This is a genomic window from Ruegeria sp. BI11 (assembly GCF_056538005.1).
Map to the genome: position 1 here is coordinate 56337 of NZ_JBQFSM010000013.1, position 25835 is coordinate 82171.

26 protein-coding genes and 1 pseudogene are annotated in these 25835 nt (G+C 53.8%); 12 read left to right on the top strand and 15 right to left on the bottom strand.

Going from position 1 to position 25835, the window contains the following annotated elements:
• The first annotated feature begins 115 nt into the window (after positions 1 to 115).
• A complete protein-coding gene (locus ACR0DT_RS21105) occupies positions 116 to 862 on the top strand; it encodes a helix-turn-helix domain-containing protein (RefSeq protein ID WP_480712712.1) in 747 nt (248 codons plus the stop codon).
• 256 nt (positions 863 to 1118) lie between these two features.
• Positions 1119 to 2447 (top strand): MATE family efflux transporter, encoded by a 1329-nt coding sequence (locus ACR0DT_RS21110; RefSeq protein ID WP_480712644.1) that lies wholly within the window; start codon positions 1119 to 1121, stop codon positions 2445 to 2447.
• A gap of 106 nt (positions 2448 to 2553) precedes the next feature.
• Here the strand turns inward: ACR0DT_RS21110 and ACR0DT_RS21115 are convergent, their stop codons facing one another.
• From ACR0DT_RS21115 to ACR0DT_RS21135, 5 genes and pseudogenes are all read right to left on the bottom strand, one after another.
• Positions 2554 to 3165, bottom strand: a complete 612-nt coding sequence (locus ACR0DT_RS21115; RefSeq protein WP_480712645.1) for a hypothetical protein — start codon at positions 3163 to 3165, stop codon at positions 2554 to 2556.
• A gap of 157 nt (positions 3166 to 3322) precedes the next feature.
• A pseudogene (locus ACR0DT_RS21120) lies at positions 3323 to 3529 on the bottom strand (hypothetical protein); the annotation flags it as partial.
• Positions 3530 to 3544: 15 nt separating this feature from the next.
• Positions 3545 to 3775, bottom strand: coding sequence for a hypothetical protein (locus ACR0DT_RS21125; protein ID WP_480712646.1), 231 nt, complete (start codon positions 3773 to 3775; stop codon positions 3545 to 3547).
• Between the two features lie 193 nt (positions 3776 to 3968).
• The gene (locus ACR0DT_RS21130) at positions 3969 to 4628 is read right to left on the bottom strand and encodes a hypothetical protein (RefSeq protein WP_480712647.1); all 660 of its coding nucleotides are present in this window, start codon (positions 4626 to 4628) and stop codon (positions 3969 to 3971) included.
• Positions 4629 to 4660: 32 nt separating this feature from the next.
• Complete coding sequence (locus ACR0DT_RS21135) at positions 4661 to 5314, bottom strand: peroxiredoxin (RefSeq protein WP_480712648.1); 654 nt, start codon at positions 5312 to 5314, stop codon at positions 4661 to 4663.
• Between the two features lie 55 nt (positions 5315 to 5369).
• On the opposite strand from ACR0DT_RS21135, the gene ACR0DT_RS21140 reads away from it, so the two are divergent.
• The gene (locus tag ACR0DT_RS21140) at positions 5370 to 6395 is read left to right on the top strand and encodes an AraC family transcriptional regulator (protein ID WP_480712649.1); all 1026 of its coding nucleotides are present in this window, start codon (positions 5370 to 5372) and stop codon (positions 6393 to 6395) included.
• A gap of 201 nt (positions 6396 to 6596) precedes the next feature.
• Here the strand turns inward: ACR0DT_RS21140 and ACR0DT_RS21145 are convergent, their stop codons facing one another.
• Positions 6597 to 6962, bottom strand: coding sequence for a VOC family protein (locus ACR0DT_RS21145; RefSeq protein WP_480712650.1), 366 nt, complete (start codon positions 6960 to 6962; stop codon positions 6597 to 6599).
• Positions 6963 to 7382: 420 nt separating this feature from the next.
• Here ACR0DT_RS21145 and ACR0DT_RS21150 point away from each other — a divergent pair, with 420 nt between their 5' ends.
• On the top strand, positions 7383 to 10019 hold the full coding sequence (locus ACR0DT_RS21150) for an AsmA family protein (RefSeq protein ID WP_480712651.1): 2637 nt from the start codon (positions 7383 to 7385) through the stop codon (positions 10017 to 10019).
• A 199-nt stretch (positions 10020 to 10218) separates the two neighbouring features.
• On the opposite strand, the gene ACR0DT_RS21155 is transcribed toward ACR0DT_RS21150, so the two are convergent.
• Entirely contained in the window at positions 10219 to 10599 is a 381-nt protein-coding gene (locus ACR0DT_RS21155) for a hypothetical protein (protein WP_480712652.1), read from the bottom strand.
• Positions 10600 to 11254: 655 nt separating this feature from the next.
• Between ACR0DT_RS21155 and ACR0DT_RS21160 the strand changes: the two genes are divergently transcribed.
• Together ACR0DT_RS21160 and ACR0DT_RS21165 are read left to right on the top strand one after the other, a co-directional pair.
• Positions 11255 to 12232, top strand: coding sequence for a nitronate monooxygenase (locus ACR0DT_RS21160; RefSeq protein ID WP_480712653.1), 978 nt, complete (start codon positions 11255 to 11257; stop codon positions 12230 to 12232).
• Between the two features lie 295 nt (positions 12233 to 12527).
• The gene (locus tag ACR0DT_RS21165; RefSeq protein WP_480712654.1) at positions 12528 to 13160 is read left to right on the top strand and encodes a tyrosine-type recombinase/integrase; all 633 of its coding nucleotides are present in this window, start codon (positions 12528 to 12530) and stop codon (positions 13158 to 13160) included.
• A gap of 146 nt (positions 13161 to 13306) precedes the next feature.
• Here the strand turns inward: ACR0DT_RS21165 and ACR0DT_RS21170 are convergent, their stop codons facing one another.
• Both ACR0DT_RS21170 and ACR0DT_RS21175 read right to left on the bottom strand, forming a co-directional pair.
• Positions 13307 to 13711 (bottom strand): DUF4345 domain-containing protein, encoded by a 405-nt coding sequence (locus ACR0DT_RS21170; RefSeq protein WP_480712655.1) that lies wholly within the window; start codon positions 13709 to 13711, stop codon positions 13307 to 13309.
• 28 nt (positions 13712 to 13739) lie between these two features.
• Positions 13740 to 14567 carry an NmrA family NAD(P)-binding protein gene (locus tag ACR0DT_RS21175; RefSeq protein WP_480712656.1) on the bottom strand — a complete coding sequence of 276 codons (828 nt, stop codon included), beginning with the start codon at positions 14565 to 14567 and terminating at the stop codon, positions 13740 to 13742.
• A gap of 113 nt (positions 14568 to 14680) precedes the next feature.
• Here ACR0DT_RS21175 and ACR0DT_RS21180 point away from each other — a divergent pair, with 113 nt between their 5' ends.
• Complete coding sequence (locus ACR0DT_RS21180) at positions 14681 to 15712, top strand: AraC family transcriptional regulator (RefSeq protein WP_480712657.1); 1032 nt, start codon at positions 14681 to 14683, stop codon at positions 15710 to 15712.
• Here the strand turns inward: ACR0DT_RS21180 and ACR0DT_RS21185 are convergent.
• Entirely contained in the window at positions 15679 to 15846 is a 168-nt protein-coding gene (locus ACR0DT_RS21185) for a hypothetical protein (RefSeq protein WP_480712658.1), read from the bottom strand. The genes ACR0DT_RS21180 and ACR0DT_RS21185 overlap by 34 nt on opposite strands.
• Positions 15847 to 16218: 372 nt before the next feature.
• The gene (locus tag ACR0DT_RS21190) at positions 16219 to 16866 is read right to left on the bottom strand and encodes a class I SAM-dependent methyltransferase (protein ID WP_480712659.1); all 648 of its coding nucleotides are present in this window, start codon (positions 16864 to 16866) and stop codon (positions 16219 to 16221) included.
• Between the two features lie 96 nt (positions 16867 to 16962).
• Between ACR0DT_RS21190 and ACR0DT_RS21195 the strand changes: the two genes are divergently transcribed.
• The gene (locus tag ACR0DT_RS21195) at positions 16963 to 17862 is read left to right on the top strand and encodes a LysR family transcriptional regulator (RefSeq protein WP_480712660.1); all 900 of its coding nucleotides are present in this window, start codon (positions 16963 to 16965) and stop codon (positions 17860 to 17862) included.
• A 247-nt stretch (positions 17863 to 18109) separates the two neighbouring features.
• Here ACR0DT_RS21195 and ACR0DT_RS21200 read toward each other — a convergent pair whose 3' ends face one another.
• Entirely contained in the window at positions 18110 to 18697 is a 588-nt protein-coding gene (locus ACR0DT_RS21200; RefSeq protein WP_480712661.1) for a TetR/AcrR family transcriptional regulator, read from the bottom strand.
• A gap of 88 nt (positions 18698 to 18785) precedes the next feature.
• On the opposite strand from ACR0DT_RS21200, the gene ACR0DT_RS21205 reads away from it, so the two are divergent.
• Genes ACR0DT_RS21205 through ACR0DT_RS21215 form a run of 3 tightly spaced genes read left to right on the top strand, consistent with a single transcriptional unit; the run spans position 18786 to position 21055 of the window.
• Positions 18786 to 19892 (top strand): NmrA family NAD(P)-binding protein, encoded by a 1107-nt coding sequence (locus tag ACR0DT_RS21205; protein WP_480712662.1) that lies wholly within the window; start codon positions 18786 to 18788, stop codon positions 19890 to 19892.
• Positions 19893 to 19939: 47 nt separating this feature from the next.
• Positions 19940 to 20512 carry a carbonic anhydrase gene (locus tag ACR0DT_RS21210; RefSeq protein ID WP_480712663.1) on the top strand — a complete coding sequence of 191 codons (573 nt, stop codon included), beginning with the start codon at positions 19940 to 19942 and terminating at the stop codon, positions 20510 to 20512.
• 54 nt (positions 20513 to 20566) lie between these two features.
• A complete protein-coding gene (locus tag ACR0DT_RS21215; protein WP_480712664.1) occupies positions 20567 to 21055 on the top strand; it encodes a hypothetical protein in 489 nt (162 codons plus the stop codon).
• 346 nt (positions 21056 to 21401) lie between these two features.
• On the opposite strand, the gene ACR0DT_RS21220 is transcribed toward ACR0DT_RS21215, so the two are convergent.
• Together ACR0DT_RS21220 and ACR0DT_RS21225 are read right to left on the bottom strand one after the other, a co-directional pair.
• Positions 21402 to 21686, bottom strand: a complete 285-nt coding sequence (locus ACR0DT_RS21220; RefSeq protein WP_480712665.1) for a YjiS-like domain-containing protein — start codon at positions 21684 to 21686, stop codon at positions 21402 to 21404.
• Between the two features lie 135 nt (positions 21687 to 21821).
• Entirely contained in the window at positions 21822 to 22778 is a 957-nt protein-coding gene (locus ACR0DT_RS21225) for a homocysteine S-methyltransferase family protein (protein WP_480712666.1), read from the bottom strand.
• Between the two features lie 166 nt (positions 22779 to 22944).
• Here ACR0DT_RS21225 and ACR0DT_RS21230 point away from each other — a divergent pair, with 166 nt between their 5' ends.
• On the top strand, positions 22945 to 24498 hold the full coding sequence (locus tag ACR0DT_RS21230) for a winged helix-turn-helix domain-containing tetratricopeptide repeat protein (protein ID WP_480712667.1): 1554 nt from the start codon (positions 22945 to 22947) through the stop codon (positions 24496 to 24498).
• Here ACR0DT_RS21230 and ACR0DT_RS21235 read toward each other — a convergent pair.
• Positions 24473 to 25504: a hypothetical protein gene (locus ACR0DT_RS21235; protein WP_480712668.1), complete on the bottom strand. Its 1032-nt coding sequence runs from the start codon at positions 25502 to 25504 to the stop codon at positions 24473 to 24475. The two genes, ACR0DT_RS21230 and ACR0DT_RS21235, sit on opposite strands and share 26 nt — an antisense overlap.
• Positions 25505 to 25835: the final 331 nt, after the last annotated feature.

Genomic DNA, 25835 nt, shown 5'->3' on the forward strand with positions numbered 1-25835 from the left:
CCTTTCGGTATACGCTCTTAATGCGACTTGCGGCGGACGCAATTCAATTACCTCAGAGGTAAGTGAATTCTGTTCGGAACCTTGCTAAACTCAGATCATGACACCCTATCCCGGCATGCTGAAAGAGTGGCGAAAGCGACGAAGGATGAGCCAGCTGGACCTTGCGATCGAAGCTGAGGTCAGCGCGCGCCATATCTCCTTTCTTGAAACCGGGCGGTCCCGACCCAGCCCGGACATGATCCTTCATCTGTCCGAGGTCATGAACCTTCCGGCCGAAACCCGAAATCAGATGATGCGCGCTGAAGGGTTCGCGCCGCGTTTTGCGGCGACGCCGATTGATGACGCGGCGATGTCGCCTATCCGGGATGCGGTCGAATGGACTTTGCAGCAACATGCCCCTTACCCAGGAATGGTGTTGGACCGGCTCTGGACGGTTGTAATGCTCAACAGCGGCGCCCAAAGGCTGTTCAAGCCACTGGGGATCGGCGAGGGGCAAAGCCTGCTGGACCTGCTGACCAGCCCGCTGATGCCTGAGCTTGTCGAAAACTGGCCCGAGGTCGCGCATCACACGATGTTGCGGCTGCGCGCTGAAAGCGCCAACGCAGGCGGCATACCCGTGCTGGACGCCGCGGCGCGCGCGTTGTCGCAACAGGGGCACGCCCGCAGTGACGCGGTGATCGGGCCCACAATTTCTACGATCTACCGCTTTGGGGGTCAGCGACTTTCCATGTTTGGAACCATTACGCAATTTAGCACAGTCGCGGACGTCACGCTGGACGATTTGAAGATTGAGCTGTTTTTTCCGGCCGACGACCAAAGTGCCAAAATTCTGCGTGACCTTGCCCAAGTGGCTGCCAATTAGATGATGGTTTGACCAAAGCCTCACCGCGTTCCGGTGAAATCCCATCATTCCTAACCTCTTTAGGACTCGGCAAGCAGCCCTACAAAAGCGATCTGGACGCCGAACAATTCTTCCCCTAGAACCTAACCAGTTATCTCGTCCCTAAAAGGACCAATTTCATGGTGTTCCCGTCGCAGGGCTGAACAGCCCCTCTTCATTCTGAGCCTAAAGCTCCTTACCGCGACTTTTTCGCCGGACCTTGTCCGGCAGGTGACCCATGACAGACCAAATCCTGATTTCGCAGGCGCCCACCCGCGCCGAATTCACGCCACTGATCCGGCTTGCCGTGCCGCTGATGGTCGGGCTGGCCGCAGCGCTATTGATCGGCGTCGTAGATACGGCGATGATTTCTCCGCTCGGAACGGTCCCGCTGGCGGCGGCCGGTGTGACCACGGCTGTTCTGATCATCCTGATTTCCGCCCTTTGGGGCGTGATCACGGCTATTTCCGTACAGATCAGCCAAGCCGAGGGCGCACGCGACGCCGCGCGAGTTGCGCTGGCTTTACGTAGCGGTCTGTTGCTTTGCCTTCTGGGCGGCGGCGGCGCGGCATTGGTGATGATCGCACTTTATCCGCTGCTGGGGCCTTTGGGTCAACCGAAGGAGGTTCTGGCTATCCTGCTGCCGTACTGGATGTCGATGGCGATCTGGATCGTGCCTTTCACTTTGTTTTTTGGTCTGAAGGCTCTGTTCGACGCCGTTGGGCTGCCCTGGACAGCCGTAGCGCTGTCATATCTGGGCGTCCTGTTAAACGTACCCGCAAACTATGCCTTCATTCACGTCCTTGATCTTGGAATTCTGGGCGCTGGTCTGGCCAGTATACTCTCGCAATGTACGTCGCTGGTTGCCGGGATCTATGTATTGATACGCGCACCGGGGCTGGCCGCCTTTCGTCAGCGGGTGACTGTTGCATGGGCGGATGTCTGGTCACAGGCCAAAGACGCCCTGCCGCTCTGTCTTGGCTATGCGGGTGAGGGCGGAGCCTACGCCGTGGTTGGCCTGATGATGGGTTGGTTGGGGGCCGAGGCGCTGGCCGCCCATCAAATCGTTAACGCGCTTGCGGGGCTGGCCTATATGATCCCGCTTGGCATGGCGGGTGCCGCCTCGATCCGTGTGGGCCTTGCAGTCGGTGCAGGAAGTCGAGAAAGGCTCAGACCGATCCTGAAGGCGTCTTTTGCGATGGTCACGCTCTGGCAGGCGATTGCCGCCTTCATCTTCATTACTGCTGGCCGGATTCTTGCGGAAACCATGTCGGATGACCCGGTCGTCATTGACCTCGCGGTGACGTTGTTTTTCATCGTGGCAATGCTGCAGGTTGCGGATGGCGTTCAGGGTACTGCGCTGGGTGCGCTAAGGGGAATGTCGGACATGAACCTACCGACGATCATTACCCTGACGGCCTATTGGCCACTTGCCTTGCCGGCCACCTATGTATTGGGGTTCCTTTTCGATCTCGGAGCGGTCGGCGTGTGGATCGGCTATACTCTGGGTCTGATGGCAGCAGCCGTCGCCCTGCCCTTGCGGTTCTGGGCGCTGACACGGGCCTAAATTTTGGGGACTGTTCGATTAGGAAAACTTAGCCGCGAGCCACTTCGCGACGGAATGATATGACTTGCCAGATATTAGGGCTGCCACATCTTGGGCCTTACTCGGGTTAATTGTTGATGATCAAATCGAATTTTTCGGTGCCAACTCGATTGGAAAAGTACCAGTCTTCGGCGTTAATCCACTGTTGTTCCCAAGCACCCAAGCTGCCTTCGCGTAAGAGGAGCCGCCGTTCTCTTTCTTCACCATCCAGCATGACCAGAATTGAAATATCCACTAGGTCTTCTATTTCCCTTCGAGCAGAATAAACCCCCTCCAAAATTATCACTTTTTTGTCTTGCAAAGAATAGCATTGGAGAATGCGTGAGCCATCGAACTTCGACCAACAAAATCGGTAATGACTGCTGGTTCCACTGACCTTTAAGTCACCGATGACACGACACTGGGACCGCCAGTCGACGCACTCCTCTGCCAGCACTTCAAAAGGGTCGTCTCGAATGGCAGTTCCGCCAATAAAAAAATCGTCTCCTTCAATCACCAAAGCGCCAAGTTCGTTTCCAATTGCCTTGGAGATAGTTGATTTTCCAGAACCGCTCTTTCCATCAACTGCAATAACTGGAGGTGAGTTCAGAGTGGTTCCGTTACGCAGTAGAAGATCTTTAATTCGATCAACGATGCCGCCCATCTGATCTGGGTAGGTATAGACCTTTGAGCTGTTCAAAATCTATGTCTCCGTGTTGGGGTACGAAACTGACGTCAATGGGGCCGCAATCAGAACACTTGTACGGGGTCGTTGCAGATCGCTGACCAGCAATTGAAATAGGCTTATTTTAGGAGGACGTCAGAATAGGCATCGAAACCAGGTGTTTTCAGGCAAGTTATAGTTCGAATTCGAGGCGTGGCAGATATCTTCCTGGAATCGAACCAGATGGCACATTTCCCGCTTCGCGACAGCCCATTGCTTTGTGGAACGGAACAGCGTCGGGATCAGCTTCAACAACCAAACACATAGCTTGCCGAAGTCGCGATTTGTCCTGCACCCAAGTAAACAGGCACCGCCCAATCCCATTCCCCAAGTAGGCAGGATCGACAAAGAGTTTTTAAAGAGACGCAGTTTTCCCATAGAACGATAATTGAACAACTCCGGTGATTTCTGAACCTTGCACTGACAAGACAATGGCTTCTTCAGACAGATCGCTTTCCGTCACAGAAAGTTCTGTTCGACAAGCGTTCATGAAATCCGCATCATAATCCCAGAAGGCCTTGAATCGCATACACAGATCCGTCACCGCTTCGAGCTCACTTCGCCGTGGTGAACGTAATTCAATCAATTTTTGTCTCCTTGGCTTTACTGCGCACTCAGCCGGACGTTGGCCTGTCATAGCAAAATGAACTCTCAATAGGTCAGCAGGGGTTGTTCAGCGGTACTAAAATTTTGAGCAACCCCTGTCTTCAATAACTTTGGCTAAGTCGCTATCGGCCTCTTACGGTGATGCAAGGGTTATTGGCCGCCTAGACGCCCCATCAAGAGTCTTGCTCGGCTCCGGATGGGAGAAAGATCACCGTCTGTTGATTGGAACAGGCGAAGTAACCCTTAAGCCCATCGTTTCTGGCCGTGTCGGGCACAGAATCAGAAACGCTTTCGTCGGTACATCCCCCTCTGAACGTCGACATCATCTGGCGCTCATATCCCATCTGCAACGGCCCATGGTCGCGCAACACAAGGTGAATTTCCGCGTTAGGTTGCGCTAGTCCGTTTCCAAACCAGGCATTTGTCAGCTCGCCCAACGGCTGGAATGTCGCAAAATGGGCGGCTCCACTGAGGTCTGCAATGGTTCCATCTGCGAAACCCAGATCTGATTTTACCATGGTAGATGAGCCAAGCACGTCAGTGCTTGGACAGGGCGTTGCGCTGCAATTCGATGGGTCGTTTATTGCGACAAACCACATCGTATAGACGTGCCTCGGTGTTAGGTCTTTGGTTTTGACATCAACAAAAATGCCATTCTCAGACCGAACCATCGTTCCTGTGGCCCCTTGAACCTCCCGGACATCGCCTTGAGACCTGTGCGTGTTCACAGAGGCTTGTTGCAGATGTAGGTCCATGGCGTGAGCCTGCGTCGCCATGCTTACGGCACCAACCAAAAGCGATTGGGCCAGAATAGACTTTGTCACTTGTCTCAACTTAATTCTCCTTTGTCTCAAATCTGGTTTGGTTATCGAGGCTGATCAACGACACGCATGTAGGGTTTGATCGTTTGCCACCCTTGAGGGTAGCGCTTTCGCGCATCTTCGTCGGTGACCCATGGCAGGATCATCACCGGTTCACCCGGTTGCCAGCCCGCAGGTGTGCCCACATCATGTCGCGCTGTCAGAAGGATTGCGTCGACGATCCTGAGCACTTCTTCAAAGTTCCGACCTGCTGTCATTGGATAGGTCATCGCCATCTGAAGCCGCTTGTCGGGTGAGATAAGAAACGTGCTGCGGATGGTGAACAGGTCCTGCGCAGTCCTGCTTTTGAGATCGAACTCTGCGGATGCCGGGATCATGTCATAGAGTTTGGCTACTTGCAGAGCCGTATCCGCGATAATCGGATATCTTGGACGGGCGCCTTGAGTTTCTTCGATATCACGGGACCACTTGATGTGATCCTCTACACTGTCGGTGCCCAGTCCGATGACTTTGACACCACGCTCGGTGAAATCGGCATGGTATCGCGCCATTGATCCGAGTTCGGTTGTACAGATCGGTGTGAAGTCCTTTGGATGGCTGAACAACAGGCACCAGTCCTGTCCGATCCAATCGTGAAAGCGGATTTCACCCGCCGTGCTATCGGCCGAAAAATCCGGCACCTTGTCTCCAAGTTTCATTGTGCTTCCTTTCAGTGTCTGGGGTCCTAGTAGGCCCGGATACGAGGTAGACCTTTTGGAATTTCTGCTGAATGATCGTCTGACCGGAATTCATTGCCGACTTGCCGGAAGTCAGATCGTGAGGACGTTGATGGATGCTTTGTCGGAAATTCTTCGTTCAGCACGGCTGACAGGTGGCGTTTTTCTTCATGCGGAGTTTTCCGAACCCTGGTGTGTGTCCTCAGCTCTGAAAGCATCCGATTGCAGTCACTATCTGGGTCCCGCAGATCAAATGGTTCTTTTTCACTATGTATTGGAAGGCTGTCTGACCGTAATCGATGCGGAAAAATACGCCCACCTATTCTTGCCTGGTCAGGCGGTTATTCTTCCCCGTAATGACCCTCACCTTTTAAAAGGTCAGCAACCGGCTACAACCGTTCCGGCATTGGATGTGACTGACCGAAATGGGCCTGAAGAGCTTATGGTCATTAGACATGGCGGAGGTGGTGAACAAACCAGAATTGTGTGCGGGTTCCTGGGAGGGCGCGGGCTTCAGCATGATCCGCTCTTGAACGCTTTGCCACCCGTGTTTCGCTATAATGGCCCGGAGTGTCGTTCCGGGTCCTTGGTGGAAAAAACCTTAAAGTATGCGGCAACGGAAATGTCCGACGGTCAGCTTGGATCAGAGGCCACGCTCACAAAGATATCCGAGCTTCTGTTTGTCGAAGCCGTGCGAGACCACATCTCAAATTCCAAGAGTGGTGGTTTGCTTGACGCTCTCAAAGACCGTGCTGTCAGCAGAGCTATTGGATTGATCCACCGGTATCCAGGGAGGAGATGGGTTGTCGAAACGCTAGCGCAGGAATGCGCGGTTTCGCGTACCGTGCTGACCGAAAGATTCAATCAACTGCTTGGCTGTTCACCTGGGGAATTTGTACAAAACACATGTATGCAGCTTGCGGCACGCGGTCTTGCTGAACAGCAGCTGAACATCGCGGATGCAGCAGAGCGGGCCGGATATGCATCAGAAGCGGCGTTTAGCCGGGCCTTTAAGCGTCATTTTGGCGTTTCACCTTCTGAATGGAGAAAGCGCAATTGTTAGCTCTTTCAGGAGCTCTCTTTGACGGCCTTTCTTTGGAAACAGATGCAGACTTGGTCTGCACGCACAAGAACGTCCATCTAGAGTTGGGGCGCTTCTGCCATCTTGGCCCAAAATCCGCTCTCTGCATTCATTCCAAAAGGCCTGATCTCAGGACCACAAACTCGAGCGCCAGTATTCTTCACTCAGGCTCCCAACCTCACACTAGGCCGGTTCCCAAAGCTCTATTGGATTTCCTTCCGGATCATTGAGCCACGCGAATTTGCCATTCGGATATGGCGATTCCGGATCTCGGCGGACGTCAACACCATTGGATTCGAGCTGCGCGATCATTTTCTCAATATCACGAACACGAAAATTCAGCATGAACGCCTTTTCCTGGTTCCCGAAATACTCTGTTACTTTTTCGAACGGGGCGAATACTGTCTCGCCTGCTTCTTGTGTCCAACACGGCGTTTCATAGTCGTTTGGTACAAGGTCGATGCCCAAATTGTCACGGTACCATTCCGCCAAAATAGCAGGCTCGTCTGCCCTGAAGAAAAACCCGCCAAATCCAAGTACTTTTTCCATCTTCGATTTCAAACCCGGATACGCTATCGGAAAAGACTACTCCAATAAGTGGAATTTGATAAGCACGGCCCATTCCCGACCTTCGCCGAGCATTCAAGATGCTGCAGTCGCAATCCGCATAGCCCTCGATCGCTGCGCTCGTTCGATATTTTCAAAGGCAGACGAAGCTGCATTCGAACTTCATTTGATCAATGTCGACTTTGATAAATTGCAAATCGAATGTCGCCCATCTGTTAAAGAGCGCGCAGGCCTGTCCTTAACAGGTTTTCTGGCGATGTTTGCACTGGCCATTCAACCAATCATTTGGGACGTTTTCCAACTCAGCTCAAATTAGTTTCTTCACGCGGCGCAGTTCGGTACCCTCTCTGAGCAGATGTTTTTTAGGATGTTGGTGATGCACGGCAAAGGTGGCGGGATTCTATGACGGCGATTTTGCGCATAGCAAGACGCGCCGCACTGCTCGCCGCTCTCGTTTTCGTGCTTATCTGGTCCGCTTTAGCTTTGCCTGTTTTCTCCGGGCTTCGAACTCCGATTTTGGAGAAGATACTTTCAGAACAAATCGGTCAGGCGGTGTATATTAAAGGGGATGTCAGCATCATTCTGGGTGCGACAAGTCACGTTCGCGCAACCAAAGTCGAAGTGCCCAGCGAGACTATTGAAAATGTGAACCTGGCAGCATTGGAGATTCTGGAACTGGAATTCAACTTCCCAGCGTTGATATCGGGCCAGATTGATATCGACAACTTGATCATCGACGGTCTTAACGTTCAGCTGCTGACCGACACAGCTGGAACGCAAAGCTGGGTAACGGCCGATCGGCCTGAGGTCAGTGCGACAGCGTTGGGGATACAGAATGACACGGATGGTATTCTGGATTTCTTGAGCGACAAAACTGTGACTTTCTCTTCGGTTGAACTGATCGTGGACAATGAGACAACAGGTTTCGAATTCGATTTCCAATTGACAAACCTGCACTTGGATCAACTGGGCGATAATTCTGGTGCAACGGTAACAAGTCGCGGAACCGTGAACGGGCAGAGCTTTCAGATCAAAGGCGACTATCCACGAGGCCAATCGTTCACGACAGATGCGAACTTCGGCGCGATGACTCTCGGTTTCAACGGACGCCCAATCACTTCGCAGAATGGTGGTGGTTTCGAAGGCAAACTGACGTTGGATACTGGTGAAATTGGAGATCTACTCGAGCTTCTCCGACTCGACCGCGATATTGAAGGTCAGGCAACTTTGGCGGCCGATGTAAAAAACCAAAACCCAATACTGAAGGTCTCGGATTTCAGCACAGCATTGAACCTTTCGAACGGTCAATTGCTAACTGCGACGGGCTCTGTCGATGACCTGATCGGTTTCGAAGGCATCGATATTGCTATCGACGGGCGCTTTTATCCGCAGGGCGATCCACCTGAAACAGCCACAGATCTGAAGGATTTAATACTGACCGGCCTTTCGACCCACATCGTCGGTGCAGAGGACGCGCTGGAAATTCAGGATCTGACCCTCACGACCAACGCGTTTGACAACGAGCTAAAGCAGATCGGTCCGGTTCGTTTTGGCCGCTTGTTTCGTGCTGACAACGGTAACCTGATGCTGGAAAACATCGCGTTGAAGGCAGGACCGCAGGATCGACCCTATTTCCTTGCCAATGGCAACATCAAAGACCTGTTGCGCCTAAAAGAGATCGACTTCAGCGGCACTATGTCGATACCGTCATCGTTGTTTTTCCGAGACCTTAGTGCAGAGTCTCTAGGCAGCGTCGAAGGCAGCTTTTCTGTGGATGATTTACATGGGTTCCTCAGTCTCAACGAATTCGATGCGCAGACAGTTGATACCGAAATTTGGGAACTGAGAACCAAGGCCAAACTCGGCAAAGTAAACAACTTTGAAAACCTGTCCTTCGATTTCAATCTGGCTGTCAAAGACAGCGCCGAATTCCTTGCGGCTATCGGCCAGAAATCAGTGATTGCCGGACCGTTGAAGGTCAGCCTAACCGCGAGCGGAAAACAAAACGGCCTCTCAAGTGTAATTGCGCTGATATCCGGCAAGTCGGAGCTGAGCGCCAATCTTGAGACATCCACCGCTGGTGCGCGCGCGCTAACGAAAGGCAAGATTTCCAGCCAAAGCATCGCATTGCAGGACATCAAAAACGCTGTTGCCGTTGTTTCGCGTATCGCGACAAGCTTTCGCCAACCCGGCACCCGGGGCGCAAAACGCAGCGGGTCGAACGGGAAACCTACCGATCTAATTGAGGCAGAAGATTTTCTGCTCGATCAGGATGTCGATGTGTCCATTGACATCAAGAAAATCAAGGGCGAACAGGCGATAACCAGTTTATCCAGCCACCTGAAAGCAAAAAACGGCCTCGCCCAGCTTGGGCCCGTCGATGTCGCCTATGATGGCGGTCATTTCTCCGCTACGGCAAAAATGAATATGGTGAAGAGCCCGCAGTTGCTTTCACTTAAGGGCACAATAAAGGACTGGAATCTGGCAACCCTGTTCAAAGAGTTCGAGACCAAATATTCGGCTGTCGGGCGGCTGCATGGAAGTTTTGAGCTCTCCGGAAACAGGCGCTCGTTGAATTCCTATATTAACTCGATGAAAGGCTCGGCATCTATCCTGATGTCAAATGGCGGAATATCAACCAGTCTTCTCGAATTGTCCGGTCTTGGCATCTTTCCCTGGTTGATTTCCGAAGAGCTGAGAAAAGGGTACAGCAAGATCACCTGCCTCGCCGTGCCCATCAAAATCGATGCTGGCAACGTTTCATTCAGCTCGTTTGTTGCGGAGACCCAAAAGGTACAGCTAGTTGCCCACGGCGATCTGGATTGGATAAAAAATACGATTTCAGTTCAGGCCGAGGCTCGAAAGCTCGGCAGGCCCTTATCGCGGAGCGCATGGCCGTTCGAAGTCGTAGGGACGTTGACCCATCCAAAAATCAAACTTCTTCATCACAACATCTTTCAAAAGCGCGCGGATGGAGCCACAGAGTTACCCGAACACCGAAAGTCCTGCGTTCCGGATATTAATCAGCTAAGAAAGTAGATTATGGTTACCGCGCCCTCTGGCCGTATGGATGATGTGCTGATCCGATCTCACAGAGAGGCCCGTCCAGCCTGGACCCTGGTGTTAGCTGCCAGGGCCCGGTGTCGATTGGCGGCGCATAGCGGTTCTCTGGGAAAACTTGTCTGGACCAACTTAAGGCTACCGTTCGTAAATCCAGGTTGCCTGATCTGTCAGGTTGTTACCTGCCGTGGTGCCACCAAGGAGGCCCTACTGGAATGATTGTGAATTCAGAAGTTGAACCATTCGATCCCGGGATGACTGATACACTGGGTAGTTCCAAGTTCCAGCTCGTGCCATATGTGCTCTGCTGCCGAGTCGAGGAGAGGTTGGATTGACCCAGACCGTACTTCGCCAACGCATCGAAACCGCAGTCAGTCCGTTTACTGCTCTGGAGGTCAGTGGCCTTTCTGTAAGTGTGGTCGAATGCTTGCGAAACTGACGACCGCGCATCAGATGTAAAACCGCCGTGGCCGTGGTCACGCAACGGACCGGCCACGGCCATTCCAGCGCTCAAAACAATGGCGAACGCGGTGATGGATGTATTCAGTGTCTTTTTCATTTCTTGGTCCCTTTCGGTTTGGCGCTGTTGATGCGCTGTGTGTGGAACCAATCTGGCAATCTGTGGTTCAAATTTATTGCGCTGGCACGTCAAGGTTTTGAGAAATGCCATCAAGCTGACGTCCGTTTGCGGAATCGTTCATAGTACGACGGCCTCAGTCAGGTGAACATTGAATTCGCTACAGTCATCCGCGATACTGAATAGGTGGAAATCAACACTGCGCAAACAGCCGACATTTGGGCCAAGTGCAGCATCGAACAGAAAGGGCTCAAACCAGCCATTCTTCCCGCTGCGGCTACCATGTGAGCGTCCTTCAGGCCCTGGTGGCGAGGTCGGCTCAATCCAGCCGTTGGCCAAGGCTGAATTATGCTGTGGCGCGGTTCGTCGAACCTGCCTTTCGTTGCGCCCGCAAGCTCAACGCTTGCCGAAAGTCGCGAGGCGGACGAATCTGTCGTTCGTTACGCGAACCGCAATGTCTGTTTTTTGAGGAATTGCTAAGGCCGGGCACCTTCGGAGAGGCCATAAAATATCGGATGCGGTCGGGCAATCGAGCTACCTGTAGTATAGGTTGCAGAGTTCGGCTTTTAGGTTTGCCGAGCGGTTGCGCTAAGCTTATTGTTATAGCAACTAACCGCGGCACGGCGGAGGGCCCAAATTGAAAACGCGGCTGACAGACCTGACAGGATGCAAATATCCAATTGTCTCGGCTCCAATGTCAGAAGACAGCGGTGGCGATCTCGCGGGAGCAGTATCAGCGGCAGGCGGTCTCGGTACCTTCGGCGCGATTTTCTCAGGCGATGCGAACGGGTATTTGCACGACAACATCGAGCGTGCCCGCGCGGTGACCGACCGTGCCTTTGGTGTCGGGTTCATCACACCCTACCTCCAGGACCAGCCCCGGCTGCTTCACACGGCCATCGAAGCCGGAGTGCAAGTCGTGACCCTGTCTTTCGCCGATCCTCGACCTTGGCTGGGGAAGATCAAGGCGGCCGGGCGCATCGCGATCTGCCAGGTTCATAGTTTCGAGTTGGCGCGTATCGCCGTGGAAGAAGGGGCTGACGTGATTGCCATTCAGGGGTGCGAGGCAGGCGGACACTCAGGCGACCAAAGCCTGCTGCCATCACTTGCCCGAGCGCTCGACGCCTTCCCCGACACACCGTTGATTGCTGCGGGCGGTATCGCCGACGGTCGCACCCTCGCCGCTGTATTGGCAGCGGGGGCGGATGGGGCATGGATCGGCACAGGCTTCCGCGCGGTCACTGAGTGCCGCGAGATCAGCAAAGAAGAGCGTGCGGCAATCCTAGCTACCGACGGGCTGAACACGATCAGAAGCCGCGTCACAGACATCATCAGTCATGGGACGCAGGGCGGGCATCCGTGGCCCGAGGTCATCGCCAACCGGACGGCCCGCACCCCCACGGTGGCGCGTTGGCACGGCCGTGAAGACGAGTTACAGGCGGCAATCGCAGAAGACAGCGCGGCCTTTGTCGAACCACCCGCCGGAGAAACGCCCTATCTCTACAGCGAAGCCGCAGGGTTTGTGCGCGAGGAAGAAACAGCGGCGGCTTTTATGGCGCGCATTTGCGCGGATGCGGAAGAATACTTGCAGGTGGCCGCCGAACAGATCGGTTAAGCTTGCCCATCTAGATCTTACACTCCCTGCAGACATCATTGCGGCGAGCTGCGACAGCCCCAAAAATTCATGAAACCCATCATGGAACACCCAGTCAACGACTCCGCGCTACAACCGGCTCTGGTTTTGTCATGTACTCCGCATTGAGGAAAAAGCCGACTATTGTGCGAGACGCAGCATCAGTCGCTTTGGGCTCATCGCGGACCTCGGAAGCAGCGCAGCATGCTGTGATACAATTTTCCGGTCAACGTCGGGTTGTCGTTGTCGGAGGGCATGGCGGATCGGAGAATCAACCATGGAAACCCCAAACTTACCTGCCATTCGTGCACTTCGCCCAACCTGGAACAAAGGACGCATCGTCGGCCAGAAGCGACCGCTGAAACCAAAGCATGTCTGGGCAATCCGAGTTCGCCTCGAGCTTGCCGAAAACCATCGCGATCTTGCGCTCTTCAACATGGCAATCGACAGTAAGCTCCGCGGCTGCGATCTGGTGAAGATGAAGGTCGCCGATGTCATGTCATCGGGTCAGATTAAGGAACGGGCTTCAGAACTTCAAAGCAAAACTCAGAAACCTGTGCGCTTTGAGATATCAGAAGGCACACGTGCCTCTGTTGAGAAGTGGATGGAAGATGAGCTGATGGTCGGTTCGGAGTACCTTTGGCCCGGCCGATTTCATGAACGCCTGCACATCTCGACACGCCAATATGCACGGATTGTCCGCGATTGGGTCACGTCGATCGGCCTCGAAGCAAGCGCTTACGGAACCCATTTAATGAGAAGAACCAAGGTCACTCAGATCTACAAGAAGACCGGAAACCTACGCGCTGTTCAGCTTCTTCTTGGCCATACTAAGATGGACAGTACAGTCCAGTATCTTGGCGTTGAACTTGAGGATGCCTTGGCCATCGCCGAAGCCATTGAGATTTAACGCTCACGGGTCGCTCTCGCGGGCGGCCCATTGCGGACCTTCACCCCATAGTCTCCATACTGCGGTGCAGCCCCTCGAACCTGCCGTATGCTGCGAGCGCAATATCCAAAGACTGCCAGAATTCGCGAAATGCGGACAAAGCCACCTCAGGCCGACGCTGCAGATTTCGCATTTCCACCGACAACCCACAGGCAAAGTAGAGCAAGAAAAACCTCTATCGCAAATGCGGCAAGTATGCTGTCAGATGGCAAGCCATCAAGGACGAAACTAATTGTCCTACCGAGGGCAAAAGCAGAAAATACCGTGACCCCAAGCAAGGCTGAGGTCTGGACCAACTTTTGGTAACATGCACCGCACGAGATGATCAGGCCAAGAACCGCGAGATTGGCAGCAGGTGCGCGCAACTCGCTCATCAGGTTTGGCTGCGGCAAGAGTACGATGCCGTAGTTGACGTAGAAAGACTGTGGGTCCAGTGTGATGGCCAGACCTATGGCAAATGCCGTTAAACCGGACATGCCCAAGATAAGTCTGTGTTTAAGTTCAAGTTTCATGATTGTCTCCAATGTCCTTTGGTCTGGCTCAAGCGGCTCTGGTCCACGCGCCAGACATTGAAGCCTTGTTTGCGAAGTCGGCGAAGTCGCGTGGCGCGCGTCCAAGCGCACGCTGGACACCGTCCGCGAGGTTCGCATTGCGCCCGTCCAGCGTTTCACGCGCGATGTCCGTGATCACATCAGCAATCATCTCGCCATTCGCGTGCGCGATTTCCGCGTGGAAGTCTTCGAATGAAATTGGCAGGTATTGCACTGTCCTTCCCATGGCGCGCGAAAGCTCTGCAGCCATGTCGGCAAACGTCATGAGACGTGGTCCCGTGACCTCGTACAGTTTACCTTCGTGTCCTTCTTCTGTCAAAGCAGCTACGGCAACATCGGCGATGTCGTCCACGTCGATGATCGGTTCGCGTACATCGCCGGCGGGCATCGGCAAGACACCTGCCTTGACCGGACCAAGTAATGCCCCTTCAGAGAAGTTTTGTGCAAACCATGCTGCACGAACGATAGTGAACGGAACTCCGGAATTGCGTACGACTGCTTCCGCTCGTTCCGCTTGAAACTCGCCACGCCCGGTCAGCAGCACAAGCCGCTGTAATCCCTTTTCACGAGCCAATGTTGTGAAGGCTTCGACTTTCTCAACCGCGCCTGGAAAAGCAATGTCAGGAAAGTAAGAAAGATAGGCAGCCGAAACGCCTTCCAGGATTGCGGGCCAGGTCTGCGGTTGTTCCCAGTCAAATGGCGTTTCACTGTTCCGCGATCCGCGCCGGACTGTCTGCCCTTTTTCTTCCAGACGTGTCGCGATCCGCGATCCGGTTTTGCCTGTTGCGCCAAGTACGAGAATGGATTGCTGTGTCATTGGTCCTCTCCATGAGTTCAGTTGATGGCCCGAAATTAAGCAATCATATGAGATGTTCTATTCTTCTAAATCTCGCATTCTTATCCAATCGTCCAAAATAAATAGACGTACAGGTGAATTTCGTCCAATCTCATGACATGAACCAGTTTGACCCTCATGTCCCCGACCCCGATGCGCTGGCGCAGCCGATTGGCGATCCGCTGGGGGAAATCCTTCATCTTCTGAAGCTCACCGGCACATTCTACTGCCAGTCGCGCATGTCCGCTCCTTGGGGCGTGTCCATACCAAGCTTTCCCGACGTACTGAGCTTCGCGGTCATCACACACGGGCGGTGTTTGTTGAAGGTCGGTGACGATGACCCCTTTGAGGCCGAAAAAGGCGACTTGGTCTTGATGACCGACGGTGCGCCCATCGGTTTTTTCAGCTCGGAAGACACGCCGCTTTTGAATCTGGAAGAGTTGCCCATTCGCAAGGTGACCGAGCTCTATGAAACACTGGAATACGGTGGTGGTGGAGCGGAGACGGGCATCATGTACGGCCTCGTTCGGATCGATCACGCCGCCAGTGGTATGTTGATGGGCTTGCTTCCGGGTGTTCTCAAAATCGACCCGTGGGAAGAGGATGCCGGAAGCTGGCTACAGGCAACGTTGCAATTCATCGCAAAAGAGGCGCGGGAATTGAGACCGGGTGGCGAAACCGTGATTACGCGCCTGGCAGATGTCGTTGTCATCGAGGCCATTCGTCGTTGGCTGAACAGCGCACCAGACGCAAACCGCGGCTGGCTGAAAGCGGCGCGAGACCCGCAGATCGGGCGCACGATAGTCGCAATTCACCGTACGCCTGCTGCGGCTTGGACAGTCGAGTCTCTCGCGGAGGTTGCTGGTATGTCCAGATCCGCTTTCGCGGCACGGTTTACTGAGTTGGTAGGCGTTCCAGCAATCCAGTATCTTGCAACGTGGCGAATGCACCTGGCCAGCGAAAGGTTGGTGTCCACCGATCAACCAATCTCGCAGATTGCCGCTGACATCGGATACTTGTCAGAGCCTGCGTTCAACAAAGCCTTCAAAAGGGTATTTGGCGCACCACCGGGAAAAATCAGGAAGAACAGAGTTCACTCCGTATCCAGGCGAAACTTGAGAAACTGAGCATCTTCGTATTCGATCTCGCCGATGTGTTTAGCACCGAGTTTCCGGAGTGCACCCAGATTTTTTCTACTTGGTGGCAGCAGAAACGTGACAAAGGGGATACGTTTGTCAGCGATCGCAAAGTCGATTGCCATCTTGGAAATCCGTTTCCCAAGTCCAAAGGCGTCGGGCCGCAAAACCAACCCGAAATCCCACTCGTCGCCTTCTTTTTGAAAGCCCCCCCAACCAACATACCGACCGCCTGACAAAAACGCCCAATGTCCAAGACCGTCCCGCGCCCAGTAGCCTTCCTTTTTGGCGATAAATTCTCTTGCGACCTAAACATTCCATTTGAACGTCAAAAGCGGCATATGCTCTGCTACCCGGGGGTCGGACATGTGAACCGAAATGTCATTCGGATCGATTTCCGAAAGGCGCGCAAATGAAATCCCATCTTTCATCATTGTACTCATTTGATGGCCCGAGATGTCCCTTGCATGCAGCGTAATTATGGCGCGAATACTGTTTCACAGCTTTCTCGCGACAATGTACCGGCTCGGCAACAACCCGGCTTGATCCGCTGTCTCAACGATATCGAAGCCCGCACGTTCAATAGCGTTCTGGAGTTCAGCTACGGATACAAAATTTACGAACGGAGCTTTCCCGAGCACCTGCATAATCGGGATCGCTATTCGACTGATTATGCCATATTTGAACCCTCCACTCTCTGGAGCGCAGACGGTCTTGGAAATGAAAACCCCACCGGGTTTTGTAAGGGTCGCAATGTGTTCGAGTGCATGGCCCAAATCGGGTACAAGATGCAGTAGATTATGTGCGAGGATAGCGTCGTAAGAACCGTCGTCAGGATCGTGCTGCAGAACCTCGGCCACTTTGAAAGTGACATTCTCCAGCTTTTCTTCAGCGAGTTTCTCGTTTGCGATTTCGATCATCCCCGGTGCGAGATCGGAGGCAGTGACTTGAGCCACATGCGGTGCCAGTAGCAACGCGGTTGACCCCGTCCCACACCCGATTTCCAACACACTGTCTTCGGCTTGCAGGTAGGACTTTGAACGTTCGAGCGTGTTCAGATACCCTTCCATGTTCCGGATAGGATCAGCCGCATATTTGCGCGAAATCTTGCTCCAGAACTCGGCATCATTGGACAATGCAGCCATCTTTAATCTCTCTTTCAAACTTTTCACAGCAGCCAGTAAATTAAAACACGATTTTATGGAATTGCCAGATATTGCAGAACTGTTATGCATTAATGCATGAATTGGAACGCTATCAATTTCGATTGGAACCAGGCTCGGTCCTTTCTTGCAACGGCAGAAGAAGGTTCGTTTTCCGCGGCGGCGCGCGTGCTTGGGCAGACCCAGCCAACCGTCGGTCGGCAAGTCGCCGCGCTGGAACAGGCGCTCGGCGTCACCTTGTTTGAAAGGGTTGGAAAGTCGCTTAATCTGACAACCGCTGGTGCTGAGCTGTTGGTACATGTCAGTGAAATGGCAAATGTTGCGAACAGGATTTCTCTGACCGCGACAAGCCAGTCGCAAGCCATTGAAGGGCAAGTCAGGATCACTGCCTCCGACGTGATGTCAGCTTATCAGCTGCCGCCCATTCTTAAGCAAATCAGGCTCGCGGCACCGCGGCTCGAGATCGACGTGGTCGCAGCAAATGACATACGGGACATACAGCGGCGCGAGGCAGATATCGCCATTCGGCATATACGCCCAACACAGCCGGACCTGATTGCAAAGCTGGTGGCAGAAGCGACGGCACATTTTTACGCTGCCCCTTTGTACCTCGAACAAGTTGGACGACCAAGAAATGAAGACGAACTTGCCAAGTTGGATTTCGTCGGTTTTGGCGACATTGACACGATGATTGGATTTCTCAATCCGGCTGGCATCGAAGTAACCCGCAAGAATTTCCGCATTGGATCGCAGAGCGGGATAGTGTCATGGGAGCTTGTGCGCCAAGGCTTCGGCATTAGTGTTATGTCAGACGATGTGGCGGCCCTGACACCCGGTGTGGAGCGTGTTCTGCCCGAACGCGAGCCATTCAAGTTTCCTATCTGGTTGGCCACACACTCTGAGTTACAAACAGCGCGAAGGATCAGGTTGGTATTCGATCAGCTTGCAGACCATCTCGGCAAGCGAACAATTCTCTGAACCCGAGGTCGTCTGATGTCACGAACTGGAGTCTGCTTCGGGTTCATTTCGGAGCTCGGTGCTGTTGCAGCAGAAACCCCTGCCCCGCTGCCAGCTGATCACGCAGACGGTCCTAACCAGCCGTTGGCCTCACCACTCGAAGCCGCAGAGCAGCCTGCGCATTGCTGCCGTTCGTGCACCTTGCAGCATTGTCGAATAGCGGGTGACGGCAAATTCTCGGAATACTCTGCCGCAGTTAGAACCTTAGTTAGGACCTTTCTTTCGGCCAATAATCCTGAAGCAAACCTATGGCTGTGCGCCCTGCCTCCAGCGCTCGGTCTGCCTTTTCTTCGGATTCCGTCAGACGAGCCAAGGTAATCGTGCCCATCAAGAGCGCCATCGCGGCCAGGCCCTGACCTGACCCGATTTCCGACGTGTCCTGCAAAAGGGCCGCCATGCGATCTGACGCTTGTACGCCCGCCTGATGGGGTGCGCCCGTTGTGCGGGCAAGCTCTGTTCCCATCGCCGCCAACGGGCATCCGTTCCGACTATCTTGAGCGTGAGCTTGGGAAAGATACTTGGCTATGTAGTCTTGGCGCTCCTTCTTTCGCCCTTCGCTGGTTTCTTCGCGCTCCATGTCGGAAACCACATCGTCGACTGCGTGCCGGAAGGATGCCGCGGTCAAATCCTCTTTCGAATCGAAGTGTCGGTAGAAACCGCCATGTGTCATTCCGGCTGTCTTCATGACGTCCGCGACACTGGTCGCTTCGACACCGCGTTCGCGAAACAACTGCGCTGCAGCATCCAGTATCCTGCTGTGACTGCGTTGTTTTTCCGCTTCCGACATTCTTGGCATACTCGCGCTCCCTGGTGGGGTTGACAATTAAGATTATATCTATCATCTATATTATAGATTGCAAGCATCATCTAAAAGGAGCGTGCCTATGCCTGCTAAGCCTAAGATTCTCGTCACAAGCGCAAGCGGTAAAACCGGACTCCAAGTCGCGCTTCAGCTCAGAGCTAAGGCTTATCCTGTCCGCGCGTTCATACGGCGGAGAGATTATCGCTCTGACCTACTTGAGCGTGCGGGTGCCGAATTATTCGTAGGTGACCAGTATTCCCTGAGTGACATGCGCAATGCCTTGAAAGGCGTGCAGCGGGCTTATCAATGCGCCCCAACAGCACCCAATGGGCTGCACTTCAATGCGGTCTTCACCGTTGCGGCTTACGAAGCTAAGATTGAGCACGTTGTTACGCTAAGCCAATGGCTTTCGAGCGTAGATCACCCATCACTGTTTACACGCGAAGTCTACCTGAGCGACATCCTGATCAGCATGCGCCCCGAGATGTCTGTGACTACAGTGAATGTCGGCTGGTTTGCTGAAAACTACCTAATGGTACTGGGTATGGCGGCCCATCTTGGGCAGTTCACAATGCCTCTTGGCGACGGCGGCGTGAAGAAGAATGCGGCCCCCTCGAACGAAGACATTGCCCGTGTGGCGGTCGGTGCCTTGACGGATCCGGCACACCATGCGGGAAGGAGCTATCGCCCAACAGGTCCAATGCTGCTGTCACCCATCGAGATCGCCGACGCAATGGGCCGCGCGCTGGGGCGGCGGGTACGCTATGTCGACATTTCCGAACGGATGATGGTCAAGGCCCTGAAAGCCCTGCGCCCTGCAAACTATTCGGAAGCGGCTGTCACCCAGCTGGCGATTTATTCAGAAGAGTACAGGCGAGGTACCTTCGCGTTAAACGCCCCGACCGAGGATGTGTTCCAAGTCAGCGGGCACGCACCTGAAGCCTTTGAAAGCATCGTACGGCGCAAGGTCGCTGAACAACCCGATCTGGTGCGCAGCATGTCCGGCAGCCTCAATGCGATCGGCAACTTCCTGAAGATTCTCACTATGCGCCCCTTCGACCTCGACCGTGCCCAGGCGCAACGCGATTACGTGCGGCTTTCGTCCCCTTCGTACTGCCAGGACGATGCAGCTTGGTCTGAAAGGCACCAACCCACCGCCAGAAAAACCGCTTCGATACGCGTCGCTTGATATTGCGTACTATGAAGGATTGAGCCTTCAGACGAAAGGACCTCCGAATGAACGTTCAAAACGAACTCATCTCTCGAAACCAAGAATTCGCGGCGGGCTTTAACAGTGCTGACCTACCGATCCTGCCAAAGTTGCGAACGGTTGTTCTGACCTGCGGCGATGCCCGGGTCGATCCCGCGCACATCCTCGGACTGGAGCTTGGCGACGCGGTTGTGATTCGAAACAATGGCGGACGGGTTACACGCGCCGCAATCGAAGAAATCGCCACCCTCGCCTTTCTAATGAGCGCTATGACGGAGGGCCGCGAACAAGGGTTCAACGTCATCCTTATGCAGCACACACAATGTGGAGCCGAGCGGCTGTCCAATCCGGACCTTCAGGACGCGCTGCAGAAAAATCTCGGGATCGACGTATCCGAATACGCGATCACGGATCAGGAAAGCGACCTTTCAACAGATATCAATCGCTTAGCGGCGGCACAGGAAGTGCCGGACGCAATAACCGTCTCGGCCTTGCTTTACGATGTCGCTACTGGAACAGCCCATAAGATCGCTCCGTCCGTTTCACTGGGGTCGATCCGGGCCGAGGCGAGCGTATCGCAAACTGCGGCTCGAGGATGAAGGCCTGCCACCTACATCTCACGTGAACAGAAGCATATCGAAAGGATCGATCAGATGACCCCCACAGTAATATTCCTTCTTCAATTCGCGATGAGTCTCTTTGTCTTTGAACTGATCGCGGCGTGGTACGTTGCACCCTGGCTTGCACGTCTGTCGGCGGCGGCGGCGCTCTCAATCCTACTGCTGCCGCATGCTTTCCGACACATTGGAATGAGCTTCTTGGTGCCAAATCTCAACAACGGAGGGTTGCCCGAGGCGTTTGCAACCAGCGCCAGCTATGGCGATTTGCTCTCTGCGTTTCTGGCAATCGTCGCGCTTATCGCTTTGCGACGGAGGTCAGTGGTCGCCCTTCCGTTGGTGTGGGGCTTCAACATCCTTGGTACTGTTGATCTGGTGAACGCCTTGCGCCAAGCCGAGGCAATTAACTACTTTGGACCCACATGGTTCATACCAACATTCTTTGTGCCGGTACTCTTGGTAACGCACGTGATGATCTTTGCGCGACTGCTGAAGGCAGATAGGCCCCAAATCGCATCGGCGTGAATAATCACGTATCCTTGCAGAGCAGGCAGCGCCAATGCCTGCCCACTGGGTCTCACGGCCCATTGCCGACATTAAGCACTGTCGTCTGATGCTGCGGTTGCAGTCCGCATTTCGGACATTCGCGACACCAACTCGATTACGGTAAAGGTGGGCGATCAGGCAACGGGCTAAGTTGTCGACAGGGTCTTACAGTATTGCCAACAATTGTACCAAAGTAAGTAATACGAGCGAGCATCGGAGTTCTCTAGCCATGGTACTTGAATGTTGGTGTGCTCTGAATTTTTTGAGCACACCTTGACGCTAAGGGGTAAGCGTTCCCTTTAAGACTCGCTCAAAGCCTAAAAGGTCAAAACCTCCAATTTGCATCACGTCCATAGCGCAAATCCTTGTGGTAGAGTTCCGAGTTCAGGCCAATGTCTTTCAGCATTCGTTTATCAAGCTGAGACACATGCCGGAGATCCCGCCTAAAGTGATATTCACGAATTACGGCGCCTAGCAAACGTGAAAACAGCTTGGCGAAAACCTCAGCAAATGGGACGCTACTCTTTCCCCTTTTATCTGGCACCTTGGCGCCAATCGGTTGAAACGCCACGCTGGGCGGGACAGAAAAAGAACTCCGTTCGGTTGTCATAATAATCTCCTATGTTCGACGTGATCGCCCCGAAATTTCCCGAACCGCTGAGCCAGGCTGCTTTGCGGCTACTTGAGCCTATTGCGATGACAGTCTGCTTTTTACGGTCCGGGGTTCTGTGATTTAAGTGGTCGATCAGACGGTTACGGTGGTCGGTTGCTGGGTTGCCTTGCAAACGTGCTCGACATGACGATGATCGGTGCCGCAGCACCCGCCGATGACGCTCAGATTGGGCAGAATTTTTGCAAGCTCCTGATGAAGCTCACCGAATTCCTGCGGGTTCCCGTCATCCAACTCTTCAGCTTCGTCCAACTCGGCATGGGACAGGCGCGACGCGTTGGCCCGCACGCCCATGATCCGCTTCGTCCAATCGCCGCCCTGCTCTAAGACAGAACGGAAATGATCGGGATGCGCGCAGTTGATCATGAAGTATGCCGCTGCACCTTTTGTGGTGACGTCGACCTGCTCTATGGCAGAGCGCAAATCCTGACCCGAAGGCAGCCGGCCGTCGGTCTCGACGGTGAACGAAATAACCACTGGAATATCAGCGGCCTGTGCGGCGCGCACAATGCCGATTGCTTCTTCGACATAGGTCATGGTGATGGCCGAAACCATGTCTGCACCCATCTCGGCGAACCAACCCACCTGTGTCTGGTGATAGGCTTCGGCTTCGGTCACGCTCATTATTTCTGTCGGAGCGTAACCGTCGCTGTGCGGCCCGATTACTCCGTTGATCACAAAGGGCGACTCTGTGGTTTCGTGCTCATCCCGCATCTTGACCAGCGTTGCGACAACCTCGCGATGGACCTCTTTAAGCTCACCCCGGTCCACCCCGAGTTCAGCCGCCCAACGGGGGCTTGCTCGCCAGGTCGGAGTGTCCATTATGAACCCACGGCGATGGTTTACAGCCAGCCGGGCGAACCCGCGCATGTATCTGTCTATGGCGTCGATACCCTCCTGACTTTCCAGCGCTTTAAATGCCGCAAACAGAGGCAGGTCGATCCCGTCGTGAAAGACGAGTGTGGTTTCAAGGCCGCCATCAGCCACCATCTGGATGCCGTTCAACTGCGGTAACGCATTGCGATATTTCATTGCTATTCTCCTGCTTCCAGGCCCCAAAGCGGACCGTTAAGGATGAAATGGGAATAGCGGCGGCACGGATTCGAAACTCGGGCCGCATCTGAGCTTTTCCTGAGAAAGTATGAGGGCTAGGCTTGTTTCAAACGAGAATTGTTTCAAACATGATCGGTTCCAGGCCATGAAATACGCGTTCAATGAATGTACGATTGATACCGATCTCTTCCAGATATCGCGGGGCGAGGCCTGTAACAGTCTGACCCCACAGACCCTGCAAATTCTGGAATACCTCATTGCCAACCGGGACCGAGTGGTTCTGAAGGACGAGTTGGTCGAGCAGGTCTGGCAAGGCCGGTTCATCACTGACGCCACTTTGTCGACCGCGATGAAAGAAGCTCGCCAGGCGGTTGGAGACACAGGCCGGGACCAACACACAATCAAGACCATACATGGAACAGGGTTTCGATTTGTCGCTGATATCGACATGCCCGTCACTAAAACTCAAGACACACCGGCACTTGACGGTATTGTGCTTGCGGTACTTCCCTTCAAAAGTCTCGGTACAAGCTCCGACGATGGATTTCTGGCCGAAGGTTTGACCGAAGACACGATCACCAATCTGTCCCGGTTTCGCGAACTTACCCTGCTATCACATCGCACAACCGCCCAGTTGGCAGCCGAGAAGGCTTCAAACTCGGACATGTCAAACCGATATGCGGTCACACATTTCGTCGAGGGCAGCGTTCGAAGGTCTCAAAACCGGCTACGGGTGACAGTGCAAGTGACCGAGGCCATCAACGGCACGCTAGTCGCGACCGAACAATTTGATCGTGGTAGCGGACCAGAAGAGCTGTTTGATATTCAGGAAGAAATTGCGACTCTCATTGCCGGCCGCCTTGGAAGTCGCCATGGCATGGTGGCAAAAAACATCGCTCGATCTCTGCCCGACGGGCGCACTCAGTCCTGGGAAACTTATTTTCTCGTTGCGCAGTTTTATGAATACTACCGGTCCTACGATCATTCCATACATGCAGATATTCGGGACAGGTTAAAGGACGCGCTCGAAACGGATCCTCAATCTTCGGATGGGTGGGCGGCCTATGCCATGCTGCTGCTGGAAGAGTATCGCTATCACGTCAACCAGCGCCCCGATATCGACGCCTTGGCGCTCTCGGCAGAAGCTGCGCGCAAGGCCGTGAAATGCGACGGCCTGAATGCCTTCGCGCAAATGACACTGGCGCTGACTATCTTCTATCAGATGGATATTGCGGGGTTTCGGGTCGCCGCCGAGCGTGCGCTAGAGTTGAATTCCGGCCATTGCGATGTTCTGGCCGAGATTGGGTCCTGTCATCTGTTTCTGGGAGAATATGATCGAGCAGTCGAATTGTTGGATCGGGCGATGGACCTGAGCCCAGTCCACCCCGGATGGTATCACTACGCGCGATGCTGGCTATACGCGTCGCAAGGCTTCACCGAGGCCGCTCTGGTAGAGATTGAGAAGTTTCCCATGCCCGATTTCTTCTGGTACCAGGCACACCTTGCCTGGCTCCACGGCGAATTGGGCAATACCGAAAAAGCCCGCGCAGCCGCTGCGGTCATGCGAGAGATGTTTCCGATCTTCGAGGACGTCGTCTATGAAGAACTCGCGATGACCGGTATCACTCCGGAGCGCGGTGAAATGGCTATCCACGGATGGCGCAAGGCGGGCCTTAGTATTCCGGAATATCCGTCTTAGGTCTTCGACGCGTCATAGAAGGTACGGCAATTAAGCCCGAGAGGACGACAAAGGCGGCCAATGCCCTGTAACCTCCCATAGCTATCGCAAGGCTCCCGATCACGCCACCTAATGCAAAACACAGAAGGTAGCGCGCCATACCTGCCGCTGGAGTATCCGTCCGATCCAGATAGAGCGGGAAGAACAGAAAAAGTCCGAATGCATTTAGTAGTATAGTCATGCCAACCAAAAACTCGGTTTTAGACAAGTAGGTGAGTCCGCCCGCAAATGCCGCGAGTAGTAAGCCTATTACCTTGGCGCGCAGGCCCAATCGCTTGGGCACAATACCGGCAAGGTAGGACCCCAAGCCGGACAGCAACAAGCTGCCGGCCAACCAGGCGCTGAGACTGCCAAGATCTTGCTCTGCCGAAAATACTTCGAGAAAGGCCCAATAGGCACCCATACAGATGAAAAAGGGCAGCAAGCCAATGTCCCGCTTCCAGTTGAAATGCCCTCTATTGCGATAGTTTTGCGCAGGCATTTTCTGAAACAACAGGATTACCTGTATCGCTGAAAGAAGGGCCAAAAATGTCAGTAGAGACCACTCGGCTACGTGAATTACAACCAACAGAATGAACGAAGCGGCACACCCGATCGCCATTCCGTTGCCAATAGTTTGCAGAACCTTTGCCTCTGTGAAACTGCGAGACAGGGGCAAAGCCAAAACAACGCCAAACGCCAAACCAACACCGCCCGCCCCGACAAACAAAACCGCCGTTGAAATACCCTGTACCGTCGCAGCACCGGTAATGCCGCTGAACGCAACGATCCCGGCTCCACGCAGCAAAGCCTTATTTCGCGTGTCGGCCCCAATCGCACATCCGACCGCGGAGCACAGCATGACGAGGCTTGCCAACAGGCCAACCGCCACGTCGGAAATCCCGCTTTTTTCGGCCAGTTCAGCCAGCCAAATTGGCATCGTATTTAGAACGGTAACGGCCAAGGCGATTATGAATAAACGTGTCAATCAACCACACCCGCCAAGTCAGCTTCTGTTCTTTTTCAATGTTTGCTCACCCTAAACATTTGGTCAATGTTACCGAAAATAAGCTTTTGCGCTCGCTTGAGGGCTTTAAGAGTTTTCTAAGAAATTTCTCCAAACAAACCATGGTATCTAGGGACTAGACAGTCAAAAAATCCTCAGTTTCAATAGTGCAACTTGAGTCCTGCGGATTACAACCTGGTCGCCTTCGTTGACGGATATCAAATACTGTTCAAACTCGTGTTTGGTCTGCGCGCTAGAGGGATCGACTTTGAGTGTTTCCAAAAATGTATCTCTTCTAAAAAAGAACTTTAGT